At 67.0% G+C, this 18,500-nt stretch carries 12 protein-coding genes and 1 pseudogene; 9 read left to right on the forward strand and 4 right to left on the reverse strand.

Translation table 11 applies throughout. The annotated features are described in order from the left end of the window. Positions 1–145: 145 nt before the first annotated feature. On the reverse strand, positions 146–2,017 hold the full coding sequence (locus ACO6D6_RS00005; protein WP_484782256.1) for a phosphoenolpyruvate carboxykinase (GTP): 1,872 nt from the start codon (positions 2,015–2,017) through the stop codon (positions 146–148). 239 nt (positions 2,018–2,256) lie between these two features. Between ACO6D6_RS00005 and clpB the strand changes: the two genes are divergently transcribed. Beyond that, a complete protein-coding gene (gene clpB / locus ACO6D6_RS00010) occupies positions 2,257–4,812 on the forward strand; it encodes an ATP-dependent chaperone ClpB (RefSeq protein WP_484782880.1) in 2,556 nt (851 codons plus the stop codon). A gap of 48 nt (positions 4,813–4,860) precedes the next feature. Here the strand turns inward: clpB and ACO6D6_RS00015 are convergent, their stop codons facing one another. Further along, on the reverse strand, positions 4,861–5,850 hold the full coding sequence (locus ACO6D6_RS00015; protein ID WP_484782257.1) for an Lrp/AsnC family transcriptional regulator: 990 nt from the start codon (positions 5,848–5,850) through the stop codon (positions 4,861–4,863). Between the two features lie 373 nt (positions 5,851–6,223). On the opposite strand from ACO6D6_RS00015, the gene ord reads away from it, so the two are divergent. The 8 genes and pseudogenes from ord (at position 6,224) to ACO6D6_RS00055 (ending at position 15,564) form a co-directional block, all read left to right on the forward strand. Then, positions 6,224–7,267: a 2,4-diaminopentanoate dehydrogenase gene (gene ord, locus ACO6D6_RS00020; protein ID WP_484782258.1), complete on the forward strand. Its 1,044-nt coding sequence runs from the start codon at positions 6,224–6,226 to the stop codon at positions 7,265–7,267. A 25-nt stretch (positions 7,268–7,292) separates the two neighbouring features. Next, on the forward strand, positions 7,293–7,586 hold the full coding sequence (ortA, locus tag ACO6D6_RS00025; protein WP_484782260.1) for a 2-amino-4-oxopentanoate thiolase subunit OrtA: 294 nt from the start codon (positions 7,293–7,295) through the stop codon (positions 7,584–7,586). Then, positions 7,583–8,995 carry a 2-amino-4-oxopentanoate thiolase subunit OrtB gene (gene ortB / locus ACO6D6_RS00030; RefSeq protein WP_484782261.1) on the forward strand — a complete coding sequence of 471 codons (1,413 nt, stop codon included), beginning with the start codon at positions 7,583–7,585 and terminating at the stop codon, positions 8,993–8,995. The genes ortA and ortB overlap by 4 nt, the downstream gene beginning before the upstream one ends. 12 nt (positions 8,996–9,007) lie before the next feature. Continuing rightward, the gene (locus ACO6D6_RS00035; RefSeq protein ID WP_484782263.1) at positions 9,008–9,379 is read left to right on the forward strand and encodes an ornithine aminomutase subunit alpha; all 372 of its coding nucleotides are present in this window, start codon (positions 9,008–9,010) and stop codon (positions 9,377–9,379) included. A gap of 2 nt (positions 9,380–9,381) precedes the next feature. Next, positions 9,382–11,595, forward strand: coding sequence for a D-ornithine 4,5-aminomutase subunit OraE (oraE, locus tag ACO6D6_RS00040; RefSeq protein WP_484782265.1), 2,214 nt, complete (start codon positions 9,382–9,384; stop codon positions 11,593–11,595). A gap of 8 nt (positions 11,596–11,603) precedes the next feature. Further along, positions 11,604–12,971: a glutamate mutase L gene (locus tag ACO6D6_RS00045; RefSeq protein WP_484782881.1), complete on the forward strand. Its 1,368-nt coding sequence runs from the start codon at positions 11,604–11,606 to the stop codon at positions 12,969–12,971. Further along, positions 12,968–14,035, forward strand: a pseudogene (locus ACO6D6_RS00050) (alanine racemase); the annotation flags it as partial. The gene ACO6D6_RS00045 and the pseudogene ACO6D6_RS00050, both read left to right, overlap by 4 nt. 89 nt (positions 14,036–14,124) lie before the next feature. Next, positions 14,125–15,564: an amino acid permease gene (locus ACO6D6_RS00055; RefSeq protein WP_484782266.1), complete on the forward strand. Its 1,440-nt coding sequence runs from the start codon at positions 14,125–14,127 to the stop codon at positions 15,562–15,564. Between the two features lie 62 nt (positions 15,565–15,626). On the opposite strand, the gene ACO6D6_RS00060 is transcribed toward ACO6D6_RS00055, so the two are convergent. Together ACO6D6_RS00060 and ACO6D6_RS00065 are read right to left on the reverse strand one after the other, a co-directional pair. Further along, complete coding sequence (locus ACO6D6_RS00060; RefSeq protein ID WP_484782267.1) at positions 15,627–17,006, reverse strand: dihydrolipoyl dehydrogenase family protein; 1,380 nt, start codon at positions 17,004–17,006, stop codon at positions 15,627–15,629. A gap of 29 nt (positions 17,007–17,035) precedes the next feature. Continuing rightward, the gene (locus ACO6D6_RS00065; protein ID WP_484782269.1) at positions 17,036–18,349 is read right to left on the reverse strand and encodes an MATE family efflux transporter; all 1,314 of its coding nucleotides are present in this window, start codon (positions 18,347–18,349) and stop codon (positions 17,036–17,038) included. Between the last annotated feature and the right edge of the window lie 151 nt (positions 18,350–18,500).

The raw sequence follows: 18,500 nt of genomic DNA on the forward strand, positions 1-18,500 counted from the left end.
TTCCGGTCGTGTGCTTGCGCTGTAGCGCTGGCGTTCGGCGGGAAGGCAGGCGTTTGGCGGGAAGGCTGGCGTTTGGGGGTGGGCTGGGCGGATACGTGGTGTGGGGGGGGGGGTTTTCCACCCCACCCACACCACGTTGGGAGCGTCAGCGATCGCCGATGATGTTCATGGCGATGTGCCACAGCTCGTCGTGGATCTCCTGGGGGACCTTCAGGCCCAGCGACCTCAGCCAGCGACGCATGCGGGGCAGCTCGTTGGCCCATTCATTGGGCACGTAGCGCAGCACCTGCTCCATGTGATCGTCGCTGATGTCCAGGCCCTCGACGTCGATGTCCTTCTTCTCCGGCAGCAGGCCCGCCGGGGTCTCGATCGCATCGACCCTGCCCTCGAGGCGTTCCACGATCCACTTCAGGACCCTGGAGTTCTCGCCGAAACCGGGCCACAGGAACTTGCCCTCGGAGTCGCGCCGGAACCAGTTCACGTAGAAAATCTTCGGGAGCTTGTCCGGGGTGGTGCGTTCCGCGAGGTTGATCCAGTGCCTGAAGTAGTCGCCGACGTGGTAGCCGATGAACGGCAGCATCGCCATCGGGTCGCGGCGCAGCACGCCGACGGCGCCCTTGGCCGCCGCAGTGGTTTCGGAGGAGCAGGTGGCACCCATGAACACGCCGTGCTGCCAGTTCCTGGACTGCGACACCAGCGGGATGGTGTTCTCGCGGCGGCCGCCGAAGATGATGGCGTCGACGGGCACACCCTTCGGGTCGTAGAACTCGTTCGACAGGATCGGGCACTGCGAGATCGGGGTGCAGAAACGGGAGTTCGGATGCGCCGCCTTCTCGCCGGGGCGGCCGCCCTCCGGACCGTTCTCGGGGGTCCAGGAACGGCCCTTCCAATCCGTGAGGTGCTCCGGGGGCTGCTTGCTCTTCCCCTCCCACCACACGTCACCGTCGTCGGTGAGCGCGACGTTGGTGAAGATCGAGTGCCCGCCCTCGATGGCCGCCATGGCGTTGGGGTTGGTGTCGGTGCTCGTGCCGGGGGCCACGCCGAACAACCCGGTCTCCGGGTTGACTGCGTAGAGCCTGCCGTCCTCGCCGAACCGCATCCACGCGATGTCGTCGCCGAGGGTCTCCACCTTCCAGCCCGGCAGGGTGGGTTCCAGCATCGCCAGGTTGGTCTTGCCGCAGGCAGACGGGAAGGCCGCGCACAGATGATAGGACTTCCCCTCCGGCGAGGTGATCTTGAGGATCAGCATGTGTTCGGCCAGCCAACCTTCGTCGCGCCCCATCACGGAGGCGATCCGAAGCGCGTAGCACTTCTTGCCCAGCAGGGAGTTGCCGCCGTAGCCGGAGCCGTAGCTCCAGATGGTCCGCTCCTCGGGGAAGTGGACGATGTACTTGATGTCGTTGCAGGGCCACGGGACGTCCTTGACGCCGGGGGGCAGGGGCATCCCGACGGAGTGCAGCGCGGGCACGAAGTCCGCGTCCAGACGCTCCATGGCCTCCATCACATCGGCGCCCATCCGGGTCATGATCTTCATGGAGATCGCCACGTAGGCCGAGTCGGTGATCTCAATGCCGAACTTCGGGGAGGGGGCGTCGATGTGTCCCATGCAGAAAGGAATGACGTACATGGTGCGCCCCACCATGCAGCCGTTGTACAGCTTGGTCAGGATGGTCTTCATCTGCCTGGGGTCCATCCAGTTGTTGGTGGGCCCGGCGTCGTTCTCGTCAATGGAACAGATGAAGGTGGAGTCCTCGACGCGGGCAACGTCGTCGGGATCGGTGCGGGCGTAGACGGATCCCGGTTGCTTGTCCGGATTCAGCCGCACGAGGGTGCCAGCCTCCACGAGTTTCTCCACGAGACGCTCGTACTCCTCGTCGGAGCCGTCGAGGAAATGGATGGCGCTGGGATTGGTCAGGGCCGCGACCTCCTCGACCCAGTCGGTGACACGGGAGAGCTTTGGAATGCGCCCCGTGACGGGGATGGTGGTGGTCAGACCGTTCTCGGTGAGGTGGGACATTTGGCTCCTTACAGTCAGCACTTCAGCGGGCGACCGGACGGCGGCGGAATCCCCGGTTGGTGATCCCGTATCCGTCCATGTCCGAGCCTAACTCCCAAAACCAATTTTGTGGCCCAAGGGGGGAAACGGTTGCGATCCGGACGGTCCGGTCGCACGTTCCGGATTGCGCGAAACCAAGTTGAGCGTGGTAGACTCAACTTTGTAGTTCGCACTCTGGAGGACCTTTGAATACTGAGAAGCTGACCACCAAGAGCCGCGACGCCGTGACCGCGGCGGTGCGGCAGGCCCTTACCGCGGGAAACCCGTCCGCGGAACCCGTGCACCTTCTGCACGGTCTCCTGCTCACCCCTGACAACACCGTCGGTGCTCTGCTGTCAGCCGTGGGCGCCGACCCGGCCACCATCGACGCCCGGGCCGCCGAGGCCATCGCCAGGCAGCCGTCCAGCACCGGCAGCTCCGTGACCCAGCCGACGATCTCGGGCGCCTTGGCGCGCGTCCTGGCCATGGCCGAGACCCTGGCCGAAAAGCTCGGTGACCAGTTCGTCGCCACCGAACACCTGTTGATAAGCCTCGCCACCGTGGAGTCCCAGGCGCGGACCATCCTGACCCGCGCCGGGGTCACCCCCGAGAAACTGACCAAGGTGTTCGAGGAGGCCCGTGGCAGCAAGCGCGTGACCTCCGCGGAATCCGAGGGCGGCGAGTCGGCCCTCGACAAGTACTCCATAGACCTGACCGAGCGCGCCCGTTCCGGCAAGCTCGACCCCGTGATCGGGCGTGATCAGGAGATCCGCCGCGTCGTCCAGGTGCTGGCGCGCCGCACCAAGAACAACCCGGTCCTGATCGGTGAACCCGGGGTCGGCAAGACCGCCGTCGTGGAGGGCCTCGCCATGCGCCTGGTGGAGGGTGACGTCCCCGACTCCCTGAAGGGGCGCCGCCTGGTCTCCCTCGACCTCACCTCAATGGTGGCCGGGGCCAAGTACCGGGGCGATTTCGAGGAGCGCCTGAAGGCGGTCCTGAACGAGATCAAGGAGTCCGAGGGGCAGATCATCACCTTCATCGACGAGCTGCACACCGTCGTCGGAGCCGGTTCCACCGGTGACGGCGGGATGGATGCGGGCAACATGCTCAAACCCATGCTGGCCCGCGGCGAACTGCGGATGATCGGTGCCACCACGCTCGACGAGTACCGGGAGCGGATCGAGAAGGACCCCGCCCTGGAGCGTCGTTTCCAGCAGGTCTACGTCGGCGAACCCTCCGTGGAGGACGCCATCGCCATCCTGCGTGGGCTGCGGGAACGCTACGAGGCGCACCACAAGGTGCGCATCACCGACTCCGCGCTGGTGGCGGCCGCCGCCCTGTCGGATCGCTACATCACCAGCCGGAAGCTGCCCGACAAGGCCATCGACCTGGTGGACGAGGCCGCCTCGCGGCTGCGGATGGAGATCGACTCCAGCCCGGAGGAGATCGACATGCTGCGCCGCGACGTGGACCGCATGCTGATGCAGGAGCTGCACCTGAAGAACGAGGAGGACGCCGCATCCCGCGAGCGTCTCGCCGCGCTGCGCTCCGAACTCGCCGACGCCCAGGAGAAGTTGCGCGGTCTTGAGGCCCGGTGGGAGCAGGAGAAATCCGGGTTGAACCGTGTGGGCGACCTCAAGGAGAAGATCGACGCGCTGCGTGTTGAAGCCGACAAGGCGCAACGTGCCGGCGATCTGGCGCGCGCCTCGCAGCTGCTGTACGGGGAGATCCCCGTCATCGAGCAGCAGCTCGCCGACGCGGAGAAAACCGATGCCGACGCCTCGCGCATGGTCTCCGACGAAGTGTCCGAGACCGACGTGGCGGAGGTCGTCGCGGCCTGGACGGGGATCCCGGTCGGGCGGATGCTGCAGGGCGAGTCCGAGAAACTGCTGCACATGGAGGAACGGCTCGGGCAGCGGCTCATCGGGCAGCGCCGGGCCGTCAAGGCCGTCTCGGACGCGGTGCGGCGTTCCCGCGCCGGGATCTCCGACCCGAACCGGCCCACCGGGTCGTTCCTGTTCCTCGGCCCCACCGGTGTCGGCAAGACCGAGCTGGCCAAGTCGCTGGCCGATTTCCTGTTCGACGACGAAACCGCCATGGTGCGCATCGACATGAGCGAGTACTCCGAGAAACACTCGGTGGCCCGTCTCGTCGGCGCCCCTCCCGGGTATGTCGGCTACGAGGAGGGCGGCCAGCTCACCGAGGCGGTGCGGAGGCGTCCCTACTCCGTGATCCTGCTCGACGAGGTGGAGAAGGCCCACCCGGACCTGTTCAACATTCTGTTGCAGGTCCTCGACGACGGCCGCCTCACCGACGGCCAGGGCCGCACGGTGGATTTCCGCAACACCATCCTCATCCTCACCAGCAACCTCGGGTCGCAGTACCTGGCCGACCCGCTGCTGAGCGACGCGGAGAAACAGGAAAAGGTGATGGGGGTGGTGCGTTCCGCGTTCCGTCCCGAGTTCCTGAACCGGCTGGACGACATCGTCATGTTCGATCCGCTCACCCGTGACGATCTGCGCAGGATCGTCGCGATCCAGCTCGAACGGCTGGGCCGGCGCCTGGCCTCCCGCAGGATCACCGTCGAGGTCACTGATGCCGCGGCCGACTGGCTCGGCGAGGTCGGTTTCGACCCGGTCTACGGGGCCCGCCCGCTGCGCCGCCTGGTGCAGACCACCGTGGAGGACCAGCTCGCCCGCGGGCTGCTCTCCGGGCAGATCCACGACGGGGACACGGTTCGTTTCGACCGGGTGGACGACAGCATCGCCCTCGTTTGAGGGCACCGGCGCCCGGGGAGCGAAGGGCTCCCCGGGCGTTTCGCCTGATCAGGGACCGAAGACCGGGGGAACGAGCTGCCCGGTGCAGCTGCCGTCCGGGCGCAGCAGCCAACCCATCGACTTGTGGCTGCGCATGTGAACGACGGTCTCGTCAGGGGCCAGACCGGGGATGGCAGAGGCTATCGAGGACTCGAGCGCGGACAGGGAACCGATGCGGTTGACGCGGAAGTTGACGCGCAGGTTGTTGCTCCCCGTGATCCAGAAGCAGGACCGCAGCGAGGGTTGTTTCTTCAGCAGCTCGATGACCCGGTTCTTGTAGTTGAAGGCGACCGTCGTCAGCCAGGTGCACTCCAGCAGCCATCCCGCCAGTTCGGGAGCTGCATCGCAACGCATGATGAGGTGCTGGTTCGCGAGGAGTTTCCGCATCCTGCGGTGCACCGTGCTGGTTGGCATGTCGAGTTCCTGGGCCAGCGACGCGACGCTGGCCCTGCCGTCGCGGGCCAGGGCCTGCGACAGGGCCAGGTCGGCGGCGTCGGTCCCCGGCTGCGACCGGTCGAGTGTGCGTTGGGGGAGGGCCTGGTTGATCTGGCGCTGGGTGAGGATGTTCGCCCGCCAGGACTCCGCCCCGACTATGACGTTGGTCACCAACGAGCTGCGGGTTCCGTACACCCCCTCGATCCCGCCGATCCAGTCGATGATCAGGGAGGTCAGGGTCGCCATGTCGGGGGCCATGATGGTCAGCAGGATGTCACGCCGCCCGGTGGCCTCGTCGACGCTGGTGATCAGCGGGTGGGCGCACATCTGCTTGGTGGCGGAGGGGAGGAACTCGGTTCGACAGTCGACCTCGACCACCGCCGTGAACCGGTGCTCCAGGTTCGGGTATGTGCAGATCCAGGCCAGCCCCCTCTCCACCAGGTGGTTCCAGCGGTTCGCGACGGTCGTCGGCGACATCTGGAGGATCTCACCCGCCTTCGACCAGGAGATGCGGGGATCGATCTGCAGCAGGTTGACCAGCTTGAGATCCGTCTCGTCCCTCACAGACCCCTCCCGGAAGGGAGCTGGTATGGGATGTTTCCCAACTCGGAGCATCGGTGGTGGGAAGATCTCAAGATACGGGCCCCTATCGCAATTGAATCCGGCGTTCTCGGGCTTGTGGCGGGTGGTCGTGGATACCGTGAAAGCGAAATGGTCAGTGGCGACACCTTCACGACAGTGGGCCGACGGGCATCCGCGTGGATGCTCATCGGGCGAGGAGCCCGGGACATGGCGAACATACTATCCGCCGGATTGGAAGGGAGAAGCGGCGCCGGTCCTCGGTCCCCGGAGGAAGGGGCACGTTCGCTCCGAGGTTCTCGGTGCACCCGCGTGCCATGTCCAGGCTGAGGCGGAAACAACAACTCGAGGGAGAGAAGTGAGCAAGAATCAGCGAATCCGAGTGGCTCAGTGGGGTCTCGGGGCGATGGGCCAGGGCGTGGCGAAGGTGATCCTGGCCAAGGACGGCCTGGAACTGGTCGGCGCATTCGACATCAGCCCCGAACTCGTGGGCAAGGATGTCGGCGAGGTGCTCGGAGTGGCCCCGGCGGGTGTGAAGGTCAGCAACGATCCGGCCAGCATCCTCGACCCGGAGAAGGTGGACGTGGTCACGATCGCCACCACTTCCTGGGTCAAGAAACAGCTTCCCGATCTCAAGGCCATCCTCTCCGCGGGCATCAATGTGGTCAGCATCGCCGAGGAGATGGCCGCTCCCGAGGCGCAGAACCCCGAGGAGGCGGTCGAACTGGACGCGCTGGCCAAGGAACACGGCGTCTCCATCATCGGCGTGGGTGTCAACCCGGGCTTCGTGCTCGACCATCTCGTCGTGGTGCTGACCGCCGGCAGCCAGGAAGTCACCAGCATCGAGGCCAGCCGCATCAACGACCTGAGCCCCTACGGGCAGACCGTGCTCTCCACCCAGGGCGTGGGAACCACCCCTGAGGAGTTCAAGGCCGGGGTCGCCGACGGCTCCATCGTCGGGCACGTCGGTTTCCCCGAATCCGTCCGCCTGATCAGCGACGCCCTCGGGCTCGGCGTCGACCGTGTGGAGCAGACGCTCGAACCGATCATCGCGAAGGTGCCGCGCCAGGCCAGGGACCGGGTCATCGAGCCCGGGAAGGTCGCGGGCTGCAACCACATCGCCATCGGGTACCGCGGTGACGAGGAGATCATCAAGCTCATCCACCCGCAGCAGGTGGATCCCGGCGCCGAGGGGGTCGACACCGGCGACTACATCACCATCCACGGCGTGCCCGAGATCAGCATGTCCACCGGCCCCGAGATCGCAGGCGGAAAGGCCACTGCAGGCATCGCGGTGAACACCATTCCCCGCATCTTCGCCGCCACCCCGGGCCTCAAACGGATCATCGACCTGCCGTCGCCGACTGCGCTGATGGGCCCCGAGGCCTACGAGCGCCGGTGACCTGAATCGAGATTGGAGCGATGCAGTGAGTGCAACGAAGGTTGCCCCCGAGGGGGCGTGGGTGGAAATCCAGCAGGTCGTCCTGGCCCCGGAAGAGCGGGCGGAGGGGGTGCCGGCGGACACGGCCGCCACCCCGCTGCTGCAGTGGGTTGACGGTTTCCTCACCGCGCCCGCGGCGCTCGGTGAGGAGGCGACCATCCGCACCATCATCGGGCGGACCCACACCGGGGTGCTGAGCCGGATCAATCCCGGATATTCGCACAGCTTCGGCGAGACCGTGGACGAGATCCTCACGATCGGGACGGAGTACGAGTCATGAGCAACTCATACAAGGACGTGATGGCCCGCAAGAACGAGATCATGCGTTCCGCTCTGGGGCTGGACTACGACGAGTACAACATCAGCCCCATCGCCTTCGACTACGAGGCGATGATGGCGGCCACCGGCTACTCCCTCGACGAGGTGGCCGAGATCCAGCGGGCCACCAAGGTCGGCAGGACCCCGTTGCACGAACTGCATCGCCTCACCGAGGCGGTGCGGGCCATCGCCGGCCCCGGCAAGGGGGCCAGGATCCTCGTCAAGGACGAGGCCGCGAACGCCTCCGGCAGTTTCAAGGCGCGCCGCGCCTCCCTCAGCGCCCACGAGGCCCGCAAGAAGGGTTTCAAGGGCATGGTCACCGCGACGAGCGGGAACTACGGGGCGGCCGTCGCCTCGCAGGCCGTCCAGCAGGGGCTCAAGTGCATCGTGATCCAGGAGGTCTACGACTCCGAGCACGTCGGGCAGCCCGAGATCGTCGAGAAGTCCCGGGCCTGTGAGGCCTACGGGGCCGAGGTGGTCAAACTGACGGTCGGCCCGGAGCTGTTCTACGTGCTGCTGCGCACTCTGGAGGAGACCGGCTACTTCAACGCCAGCCTCTACACCCCCTACGGAATCGCGGGGGTGGAGACGCTCGGAGCCGAGATCGGCCGTGAGGTGGAGGAACGCTACGGACGCCAGCCCGACGTGGTCGCGGTCACGCACGCCGGCGGCGGCAACCTGACAGGAACGGCCCGCGGCCTGCGCAAGGTGGGTTGCGACCAGACCCAGGTGGTGGCGGTCTCCGTCGACCTCACGGGCCTGCACATGGCATCCGACAAGGACTTCAACAACAAATCCTTCACCACGGGCCACACCGGTTTCGGGGTGCCGTTCGCCACCTGGCCCGACCGGGTGGACGTGCCGCGCAACGCGGCCCGCGCCCTGCGGTACATGGACGGCTACCACCTGGTCACCCAGGGTGAGGTCTTCTACATGACCGAGCTGCTGACGAAAATGGAAGGCCTGGAACGCGGCCCGGCCGGCAACACCAGCCTCACGGCGGCCGTCGCCCTTGCCATGCAGATGGACCGTGACCAGATCATCGTCGTCCAGGAAACCGAGTACACCGGCGCCGGCAAGCACCACAACAGCCAGCTGTCGTTCGCGAAGAGCCGGGGCATCGAGGTGCGCAGGGGCGACCCGGCGGACAACGTCCCGGGCAAGACGATCGTCATCCCGGAGCGGCTCGACCAGGTGGCGGGCAAACCCCTGGACCTCGACAGGCTGCGCGGCAGCTACATCAGGCATGCCGCCAAGGTGCTGCCCCCCGAGCAGTGGAGCAGCGAGGACGTCGAATTCCTGGCAGCCGACGCCAACACCACCGAAGAACACGTTCGATCGCTCGCCCCCGGGGCCGCGGGCGGCGAGTGAACAGGAAGGACGATGATGAACACCGAGGAACAGGAGCGGCTCGACCGCTTCGAGAAATTGCGTTCCGAACTGGCGGACCTGGATGACGAGGCCCTCAAGGCAAGGTTCTGGGAGCTGTGCCACCAGGTGATGGAGCCGGTGGTGGAGCTGGCCCGCACCCACACCACGCCGTCGATCGAACGGTCGGTGCTGTTGCGCATGGGCATCGACTCGGTCACCACCCATGCCGTGGTCGAGAACGTGCTGAACGCCGGGCTGCTGGGCAAGGGAGCGGGGCACGTGGTGCTGCGCGTGTCCAGGCGCGACGGAATTGACGTCCGGGCGGCGGCAGCCGCCATCGCCGACGATCCGGCCGTGATGGCCGGGCTCTTCGAGGAGAAGTGAGCGTGACCGACAAGCTGGATCCGAATACCAAGATCAACGTGGAGGAGATCCTCGAGGGTCTGGAGAACTACCACCCGCCGCGCAAGGGCTGGACCTGGCGCACCGTGCCCGAGGGCGGTGTCGACATGGCGGGATTCCACTTCCGGGACATGTCGGAGCCGCTGAAGAACAGCGTCCCGATGCCCACCGCGAAGTACTTCGAGGGCATCGACCCGCAGCCGTCCCCGGTGGTGACCTCCGAGATCGCCTCCGGGCACTTCGAGGACGACATCCGCCGCATGCGGATGGCGGCCTGGAACGGCGCCGATCACATCATGGTGATCCGCACCACCGGGCAGAGCCACATCGACGGCCTGATGGAGGGAACCCCCGAGGGCATCGGTGGTGTGCCGATCACCCGCAAGCAGCTGCGCGCCAGCCGCAAGGCCTGCGACCTGATCGAGGACGAGGTCGGTCGCCCGATCAACTTCCACAGCTACGTCTCCGGCGTGGCGGGCCCCGAGGTCGCGGTGCTGTTCGCGGAGGAGGGCGTCAACGGCGCCCACCAGGACCCGCAGTACAACGTGCTCTACCGCAACATCAACGCCTATCGCAGCTACGTCGACGCGGGTGAGGCCAAGAAGGTCATGAGCGGGGCCCGGATCTTCCAGATCGATGGCGCCCACAACGCCAACGCCACCGCCCGCCAGGGCTGGAAGGTGATGCCCGAGCTCATGGTCCAGCACGGCCTGAACTCCGCCTTCTCCGTCATGGTCGGGATGCCCAAGGATCTCATCGGGCTCTCGACGGTGCCGCCGAGCGCCCCGCCGACCCCGAAGCTGTGGTTCGACCTGCCCTACGCGGTCGCGCTGCGCGACTTCTTCTCCGAGTACAAGATGCGCGCCCAGCAGAACACCCGCTACATCGAGTCCGACATCAACGAGGCGATCCGCCTGCACGTGATCGACACGATGATCTCCATGCTCACCAGCGCCGACATCCAGAGCACCATCACCCCTGATGAGGGACGCAACCTGCCCTGGCACTACAACTCGGTGCGTGGCGTGCAGACCGTCAAGCAGACCTGGGCGGCACTGGACGGCATCAAGGAACTGCTCACCCTCAACCGGGAAGGCCCGCTGGGTGGGATGGTGCGCGACCTCAAGGAACGCGCGATCGGCTTCCTCGCCGAGATGATGCACGCGGGCGGCTACTTCGCGGCCGTGGAGCAGGGCTTCTTCGTCGACTCCGCCGAGTTCCCGGAACGCAACCACGACGGCATCGCCCGCGACGGGGACGGCGGCATCGCGGTGGGCACCGTGGTCGAACGCGACCCCGACTACCTGGCGCCGGTGTGCGACCACTTCGGCAACAACAAACTGCCCGACGGGGTGGGCAAGGCCTGCGACCTGATCGACGGTTGCACCCTCTGCGACCCGGAGAAGATCGTCTACATCGACGAACTCGACCCGGAGGACAGCGCCCACAAACGGCTCGAACGGACCCGCGAGTACCGCACCGGGAACCTGCTGCGGCCCGAGGCCGAATGGGCCGGTGACGGTGTGGCCCTGGTGGAGCTGATGATCCCCGAACGGGCCGAGATCGCCGTCGAGGCGGCCCTCGAAATGGCCAAGCGCATGGGGCTGGAAGACCCCGAGGTCGTCAACCTCCAGGTGCTGCAACCCGCCGAGGGATGCTTCGTCGAGGTGAAGGGGCACGTCGGTTTCGATGTCGACAAGACCGAGCTGACCATCCCCGAGAAGATCGAGCTGCTTCCCGAGGAGGAGCTGCGCCAGTTCGTCAGCGACCACGAGATCACCGTCGTGGCCGGCACCGTCGGTGAGGACGAGCACAGCGTCGGCATGCGCGAGATCCTCGACATCAAACACGGCGGCCTCGAGAAGTATGGTGTGAAGTACCACTACCTCGGGACCTCGGTCCCCGTCGAGAAGATGGTGGATGCGGCCATCGAGTCGGGTTCGGACGCGATCCTGATCTCCACGGTCATCAGCCACAACGAGGTTCACCGCACGATGATGAAGAAACTCGCCGAGCTGACCAAGGAACGCGGCATCCGCGACGAGAAGGTGCTGATCGCCGGCGGCACGCAGGTGAGCCGCGACATGGCCGCCGAGACCGGCCTGGACGCCACCTTCGGCCGCGGCACCAAGGGCATCGACGTGCTCGACGCGATCGTGCGCACCATGCGCAGCCGCGAACAGGAAAAGGTCGGGTGAGTTGAGTGATGCGGGTCGTCACCACCCTTGAGATCGGGTCCACCATCACGAAGGCGAACGCCTTCTCGCTGGAGGACGGAAGGTTCAGGCACATCGGCCAGGGGTTCGCCCCGACCTCCGTCGCCCAGGGGGACGTGAAGATCGGCGTCGATGCGGCGATCGACGAGATGCGGAAGACCTCCGGCATCGAGATCGACAAGACGCAGGTCTTCGTCAACAGCTCCGCCGCTGGCGGGCTGAAGATGAGCGTCCACGGACTCACCCAGGGGATGACGGCCCGCGCCGCCCGGGAAGCGGCCCTCGGCGCGGGGGCGATCGTCGGACTGACCACGGTCGGGGCGATCGACTCCTGGGATGTGGAGGATCTCGTCGAGGCGAATCCCAACATCGTCCTGCTCGCCGGGGGAGTGGACTACGGTGAGAAGCGGATCGTGGTGGACAACGCCCGGATGATCGCGGAGTCCGGGCTGAAATCTCCGGTGATCTACGCCGGGAACATCGCGGTGCGGCGCCGGGTGCAGGACGTCTTCGCCCGCAACGACGTGGAGTTGATGTGCGCCGACAACGTCTTCCCCGACGTGGATGTGCTCCAGATCGAGCCGGTGCGCAAACTGATCCACGAGGTTTTCAACCAGCACATCGTCAAGGCCCCGGGGATGGCCAGGCTGACGGAACTCTCCGGATTCGAGATCCTGCCCACCCCCGGCGCGGTGCTGCTGGCCGCTGAGATCTTCGCGGATACCCTCGGCGACGCCCTGGTGATCGACGTCGGCGGCGCGACCACCGACATCCACAGTGTCACCGACGGTTCGGCTGAGTGGACCAGCCACAGCATCGACCCCGAACCCCGGGCCAAGCGCACCGTGGAGGGCGACCTCGGCGTCTTCGTCAACGCCCGCCAGGTGGCGGCGATGTCGGGGGAGACCGGTGACGAGGAGCGGCTCGAGTACCTGCGGGCCATTCCCTCCGACGAGAAGGAGGAGGACGTCACCCGCTGGTTGGCCGCCCGCGCCGTCGAGGTCGGGATCCGCAGGCACGTCGGCACCGTCAGCGACCTGTTCACCCCGACGGGCAAGAAGCAGATCGTCCGCGGCAAGGACCTGACCGCGATCCGGTGGATCATCGGCACCGGGGGCGCGTTGACCAGGATTCCCGGCGGGGACGAGATCCTCGGGCGGATCCGCCTCGGCGCGGGTGCCCGGCTGCTGCCACCACCCGAGGCGCGCATCCTGATCGACCGCGACTACCGGTTCTCCGCGTTGGGAACCCTGGCGCAGGTCTACCACGAGGAGGTCGCCGCGACCTTCCGGGACTGGGTGGCCGGCGAGGTGGGGGAACTTCCCGAACCAATCGAAGACGAAACCCCGGAAGGATGAACGTGGAAACCCCGAGACTGGAGATCCACATCGACCGGATCGCCCACAACGCCTCCGCTGTGATCTCCCAGTGCGCTGCGCAGGGGATCAAGGTGGCCGCGGTCACCAAGGTCATGCAGGCCCATCCAGCCCTGCTGCGGGCGCTGGAAGGGGCGGGCTGCGTGATGCTGGCCGACTCGCGGATCGACAACCTGAAACGGATAGCGGAGGCGGGTCTGGACCTGCCGACCATGCTGCTGCGGGCCCCGACCCCCGGCAACGCACCGGAGGCCGTGCGCTGGGCCGATCACACCCTCATCTCCTCCTATCAGACCGCGGAGGCGCTCTCGAACGCCGCAGGGATGGCCGGGGTGCGCCACAAGGTCGTGATGATGGTCGACGTCGGCGACCTGCGGGAGGGCGTGTGGCCGGACCGGGCCGTCGAGGAGGTGAGCCGGATCGCCCGGCTGCCCCACCTCGAGGTGGCGGGCCTGGGAACCAACCTCGCCTGCTTCGGCGGGGTGATTCCCACCCGCGAGAAGATGGAGATGCTCGTCGCTCTCAGGGACGAGTGCCGCAGCGTCACCGGGCATCCGCTGGAACTGGTCTCCGGCGGGAACAGCGCGAACCTTCCGTTGCTTGCCAGCGGGGAAATGCCCGCAGGCATCAACAACCTGCGGATCGGCGAGGCCATCATCCTGGGCCGCAACGTCCTGGATCGTTCGCCCTGGCCCGGGACCCGGCAGGACACGGTGGAGCTGGTCGGCGGGATCATCGAGCTGCAACGCAAACCGTCGGTTCCGATCGGCCGGACCGGGCAGGACGCCTTCGGCAACACCACGCACTTCACCGACCGGGGGCTGAGACTGCGCGCCATCTGCGACCTCGGCCGCCAGGACGCCGCCCCGGACGCCCTTGAGCCGGTGGACCCGGGCATTGAGGTGCTGGGGGCCAGCAGCGACCACCTGATCATCGATGTCACCGATGCCGAAACCCCCGTGAGGGTGGGTTCCGAGGTCAGGTTCCTGCCCAACTACGGGGGCCTGCTGTCCGCCAGCACCTCCCCACACGTCCGGAAAGTGGCCACCGGAAGGCCGTGGACAACATCGCCACCCGGGAATGGTTCTGCCCGGGTGGTTGACGAGATTCCAACACAGAACGAAGGAGTTCCCAGATGAGTAACCCCCTGACTGACGCACCCAAGGACGTGGTGGTCGAGGGCGATGTCAACGAGGACGGACAGGGGCTGCAACGCGGCCTGAGCAACCGTCACCTGCAGCTGATGGCCCTGGGCGGTGCCATCGGCACCGGCATGTTCATGGGGTCCAGCAACACCATCAACCAGGCGGGCCCCTCCAGCATGCTGGTCTACGCCGTGGTCGGTTTCTTCCTGTACTTCATGATGCGGGCCATGGGTGAGATGCTCCTGGCGAACCTGAAGTACAAATCCTTCCGCGACATAGCCGAGGACGTGCTCGGACCGGCGGGCGGGTTCATCGCGGGCTGGACCTACTGGTTCGCCTGGATCGTGGCGGCCATGGGTGACCTGGCGGCCATCACCGGGTACGCCCAGTTCTGGTGGCCAGAGGTGCCGAAGTGGCTGCCCGCCGCGGTGCTGGCGCTGCTGCTGTTCGTCCTGAACGTGGTGGCGGTCAAGTACTTCGGTGAGGCGGAGTTCTGGTTCGCCCTGATCAAACTGGTCGCGGTCGGGGCGCTCGTCATCGTCGCCGCCAGCCTGCTGTTCTCCGGTTTCGTCTCGGAGGCGGGGCATCGCGCAACCGTCGAGAACCTGTGGAACGACGGCGGTTTCTTCCCGAACGGTTTCCCCGGGTTCCTGGCCGGTTTCCAGATCGCCTTCTTCGCCTTCGTCGGTCTTGAGGTGGTTGGCACCGCGGCTGCCGAGACCCACAACCCCGAGCGCAACCTGCCCAAGGCCATCAACGCCATCCCCGTGCGGCTCGCCTTGTTCTACGTGCTGGCCCTGGCTGCCATCTGCGTGGTCATCCCGTGGCGCGCGGTTGTCCCGGGTGAGAGCCCCTTCACGGCCATGTTCCAGCTGAGTGGTTTCGGAGCTGCGGCCTCGGTGATGAACTTCGTGTTGTTGACCGCCGCGGCCTCCTCCGACAACTCGGGGCTCTACTCCACCTCCCGCATGATGTACGGACTGGCCGAGGACAAGCAGGCCCCACGGATCTTCGGCAAACTGTCACGCCGCAACGTTCCCCAGAACGCCCTCATCTGCTCCTGCCTGCTGCTGCTGTGCGGCATCGGTTTCCTCTACGCCTCCGAGACCATCAACCAGGCGTTCGTTCTGGTCACCTCGATCACCTCGGTGCTGTTCCTGTTCATCTGGGCACTGATCGTGGTGTGCTACATCGTCTACCGGAAGAAGCACCCGGAGCTGCACGCCAAGTCCACCTACAAGATGCCCGGTGGCGTCGTCACGGCCTGGATGGTGCTCGTCTTCTTCGCGGTCAGCCTGGTCATCCTGTGCCTCGAGGAGGAGACCCTGCAGGCGGTCCTCGTGACGCCGATCTGGTTCGTCATCATCATCCCCTGCTACTTCATCAACAAGGCCCGCCGCCAGAAGGCGGCCCAAGTGGCAAGGCAGTGATTCCCTGAATCAATGCGTGAGGGGCGGGTCCCGGCCGGGACCCGCCCCTCGACGCGTCCCGGTCAGGGTGCGTGCAACTCACCCAGAACCTCGTTGAGGGCCTCCGTGGTGGAGGGGTGGGTCCAGATGCCGTCGCGCAGCGCGGACGCGGTGACCTTGTTGCGCATGGCCAGGGCGACCAGGTTGATCACCTCCTGCGCGTCGACGCTGAAGATCGTGGCCCCGAGCACCTCGTCGGTTGCCGGATCGACCAGCACCTTGATCAGGCCGTGGGTCTCGCCCAGGGTCTTCGGGCGCGGCATCGCCGCGATGTTCGCGACCGGCTTGGCGGCCACCAGGTAGGACACCCCCTGCTCGGTGGCCTCGCGTTCGCTGAGACCGACCTGCGCCAGCGGGGGAGTGATGAAGGTGGTCGTCGGGATCGCCCTGCGATCCGCCCGGGAGCGTTTCGAGTCCCCCGCGAGCTGATCCCTGACGATCCGGTAATCATCGAGGGAGACGTAGGTGAACTGCGGACCCCCGTTGATGTCACCCACCGCCCACACGCCCTCGGCACTGGTGCGCAGGTGATCGTCGACGACGATGAAACCGCGCTCGTCGGTGGCGATTCCGGCGGCTGGCAGGTCCAGGGCCGCGGTCTCGGGTTTGCGGCCGACCGCGACCAGCACCGCATCCGTGTCGAAGGAACCGGCCTCGGAAACCACCCGCCTGCCGTCGTCCTCGATCGCGGAGACGGGGGCGTTCGTGACGATCTCGATGCCGCGGTCGGTGAGGGTGGTCACCACCGCCTCGCGCACGTCGTCGTCGAGACGGGGCAGGAAAACGGGGCCGCGTTCCAGGATCCGCACCGCCGAACCGAAGGCGGCGAACATGCTGGCGAACTCCAGGCCGATGAACCCGCCCCCGACGATCGTCAGGGTCTTCGGAACCCTGCCATCGGCGACGTGCTGGATGGTGGTGGAGTCGTGGACGAGGTTCCCGTCGATGCCCGGGATCCGGGGCATCAGCGGGGAGGTGCCGGTGTTGACGACCACGGCCCCGGCGGTGATGTCGAGGACGTCATCGCCGGCCTGGACCCTGATCCTGCGGGGGCCGGTGAACCGGGCCTCGCCGTGCACGAGGGTGACGGTTTCCAGACTGGAGAGCATCGCCTTGTTGGCGGCCCGGAGTTTGTCTATCAGGGAGTCCCGGGAAGCGATGGCCCGTTTCAGATACTCGTCCGGGTCCCGGTCGCCGCGTCGCTCCGCGAGATTCACCAAGGTCTTGGTCGGGACACAGGCCACGTTGATGCAGGTGCCGCCGATCATGGCATCGTCGCGTTCCACCAGCACCACGCGCCTGCCTGAGGACGCGAGGTCCCGGGCCAGTGTCTTGCCGGCCTTGCCCCAGCCGATCACCAGGAGATCGGCCTCCAGGGTCAGGGGTTTGGTTGATTCTTCCATGCATTCACTGTATGAGGTTTTCCCTAATTTCAGCCGGTGACGAGCCAGACATCCGAGCGTTCCCGCCACCACAGGGTCGCGGCCCGGGCCCCCATGAAACCGACGGTGAAAGCCAGCCACAACCAGACCAGGCCCGGCACACCTCCGGGGGCCAGCCAGGCCACCGCCAGCGCCAACGGCGCGTACACGGCCAGGGTGATCAGGCTGGCGCGGGCCAGGTAGGGGCCGTCCCCGGCGCCGATCAGGACCCCGTCGAACAGGGTCACCCAGGAGGCGATCACCAGCGTGCCGCCGATCACCACCAGCACCGCCGCCACCGCGTCGCGCACCCCCGGATCCGGGGTGAACAACGCGGCCAGGGGATGCCTGACGAGCAGGGTCACGATCCCGAGCAGAAAACCGGCACAGAGCGACCACCCGGTCATGCGGCGCGACAACGCCCGGGCCTCGTCGGGCCTGGAGGCCCCGAGGGCTTGCCCTATCAGGGTCTGCCCGGCGATCGCCAAGGCGTCCAGCACGTACTGCAGGAAACTCCAGATCGTGAACCCGACCTGGTGGGCCGCCAGGGCCACGGCACCCGAACGGGCCGCCGTCCAGGTGGTCAGCAGCAGGGCGGCGCGCAGCGCCAGGGTGCGGATCAGCAACGGAACACCGACCAACAGGCTGGTCCGCATCCCCGCCAGCCGGGGACGCCGCCCCGCCCCCGCCCTGGCTGCGCCGCGGGCCACGATTCCGGCCGCCGTCAACCCCATGAGCGTTTCGGCGAATGCGGTGGCGGCCCCCGAACCGGCGATCCCCATGCCGAGACCGAAGACCAGGACGATGTCCCCGACCAGGTTCAGGACCGCGGCGCCGATCGCCAGGACCATGGGGGTGCGGCCGTCCGCCATTCCACGCAGCGTCCCCGTCGCCGCCAGCACCAGGAACATTCCGGGCAGCCCCGGCAGTGACCAGCGGAGGTAGGCCACGGCCTGTTCGTGGACCGCTCCACCCGCTCCGAGCCAGGTGGCCAGCTGCGGCGCGAAAACCCAGGAGACCACACCGACCACCGCGCCGAGAACCAGGGCCAGCCACATGGCCTGAACCCCGGATTCCGCCGCGTCCTTCTCCCTGCCCGCCCCCATCAGACGCGCCACGGTGGCGGTTGAACCGTAGGCGAGGAACACGAACACCCCGACCAGCGCCAGGGTCAGCGTGGAACCCACCCCCAACCCGGCCAGGGGATCCGTGCCCAGCTGTCCGACGATCGCGGTGTCGGCCATGACGAACAGGGGCTGGGCCACCAGAGCCGCGAAGGCGGGCAGGGCCAGCTCCAGGATCCGGCGGTTCAGGGAATGCGGCACCCAGCGATCCTAGATCCTGTTGCGCCACCCGCGGGTCCGTCAGCACGCCGGTTCCCACCAAGCCCTTCCCGTCCTTGACCGAGTTCATCGAGTGGCTGCCATCGCCGACATCACCGCCCGGTCGTGACGGGATGGACAAGGCGTTGCTTTT

Source organism: Arachnia sp. (genome assembly GCF_057238465.1).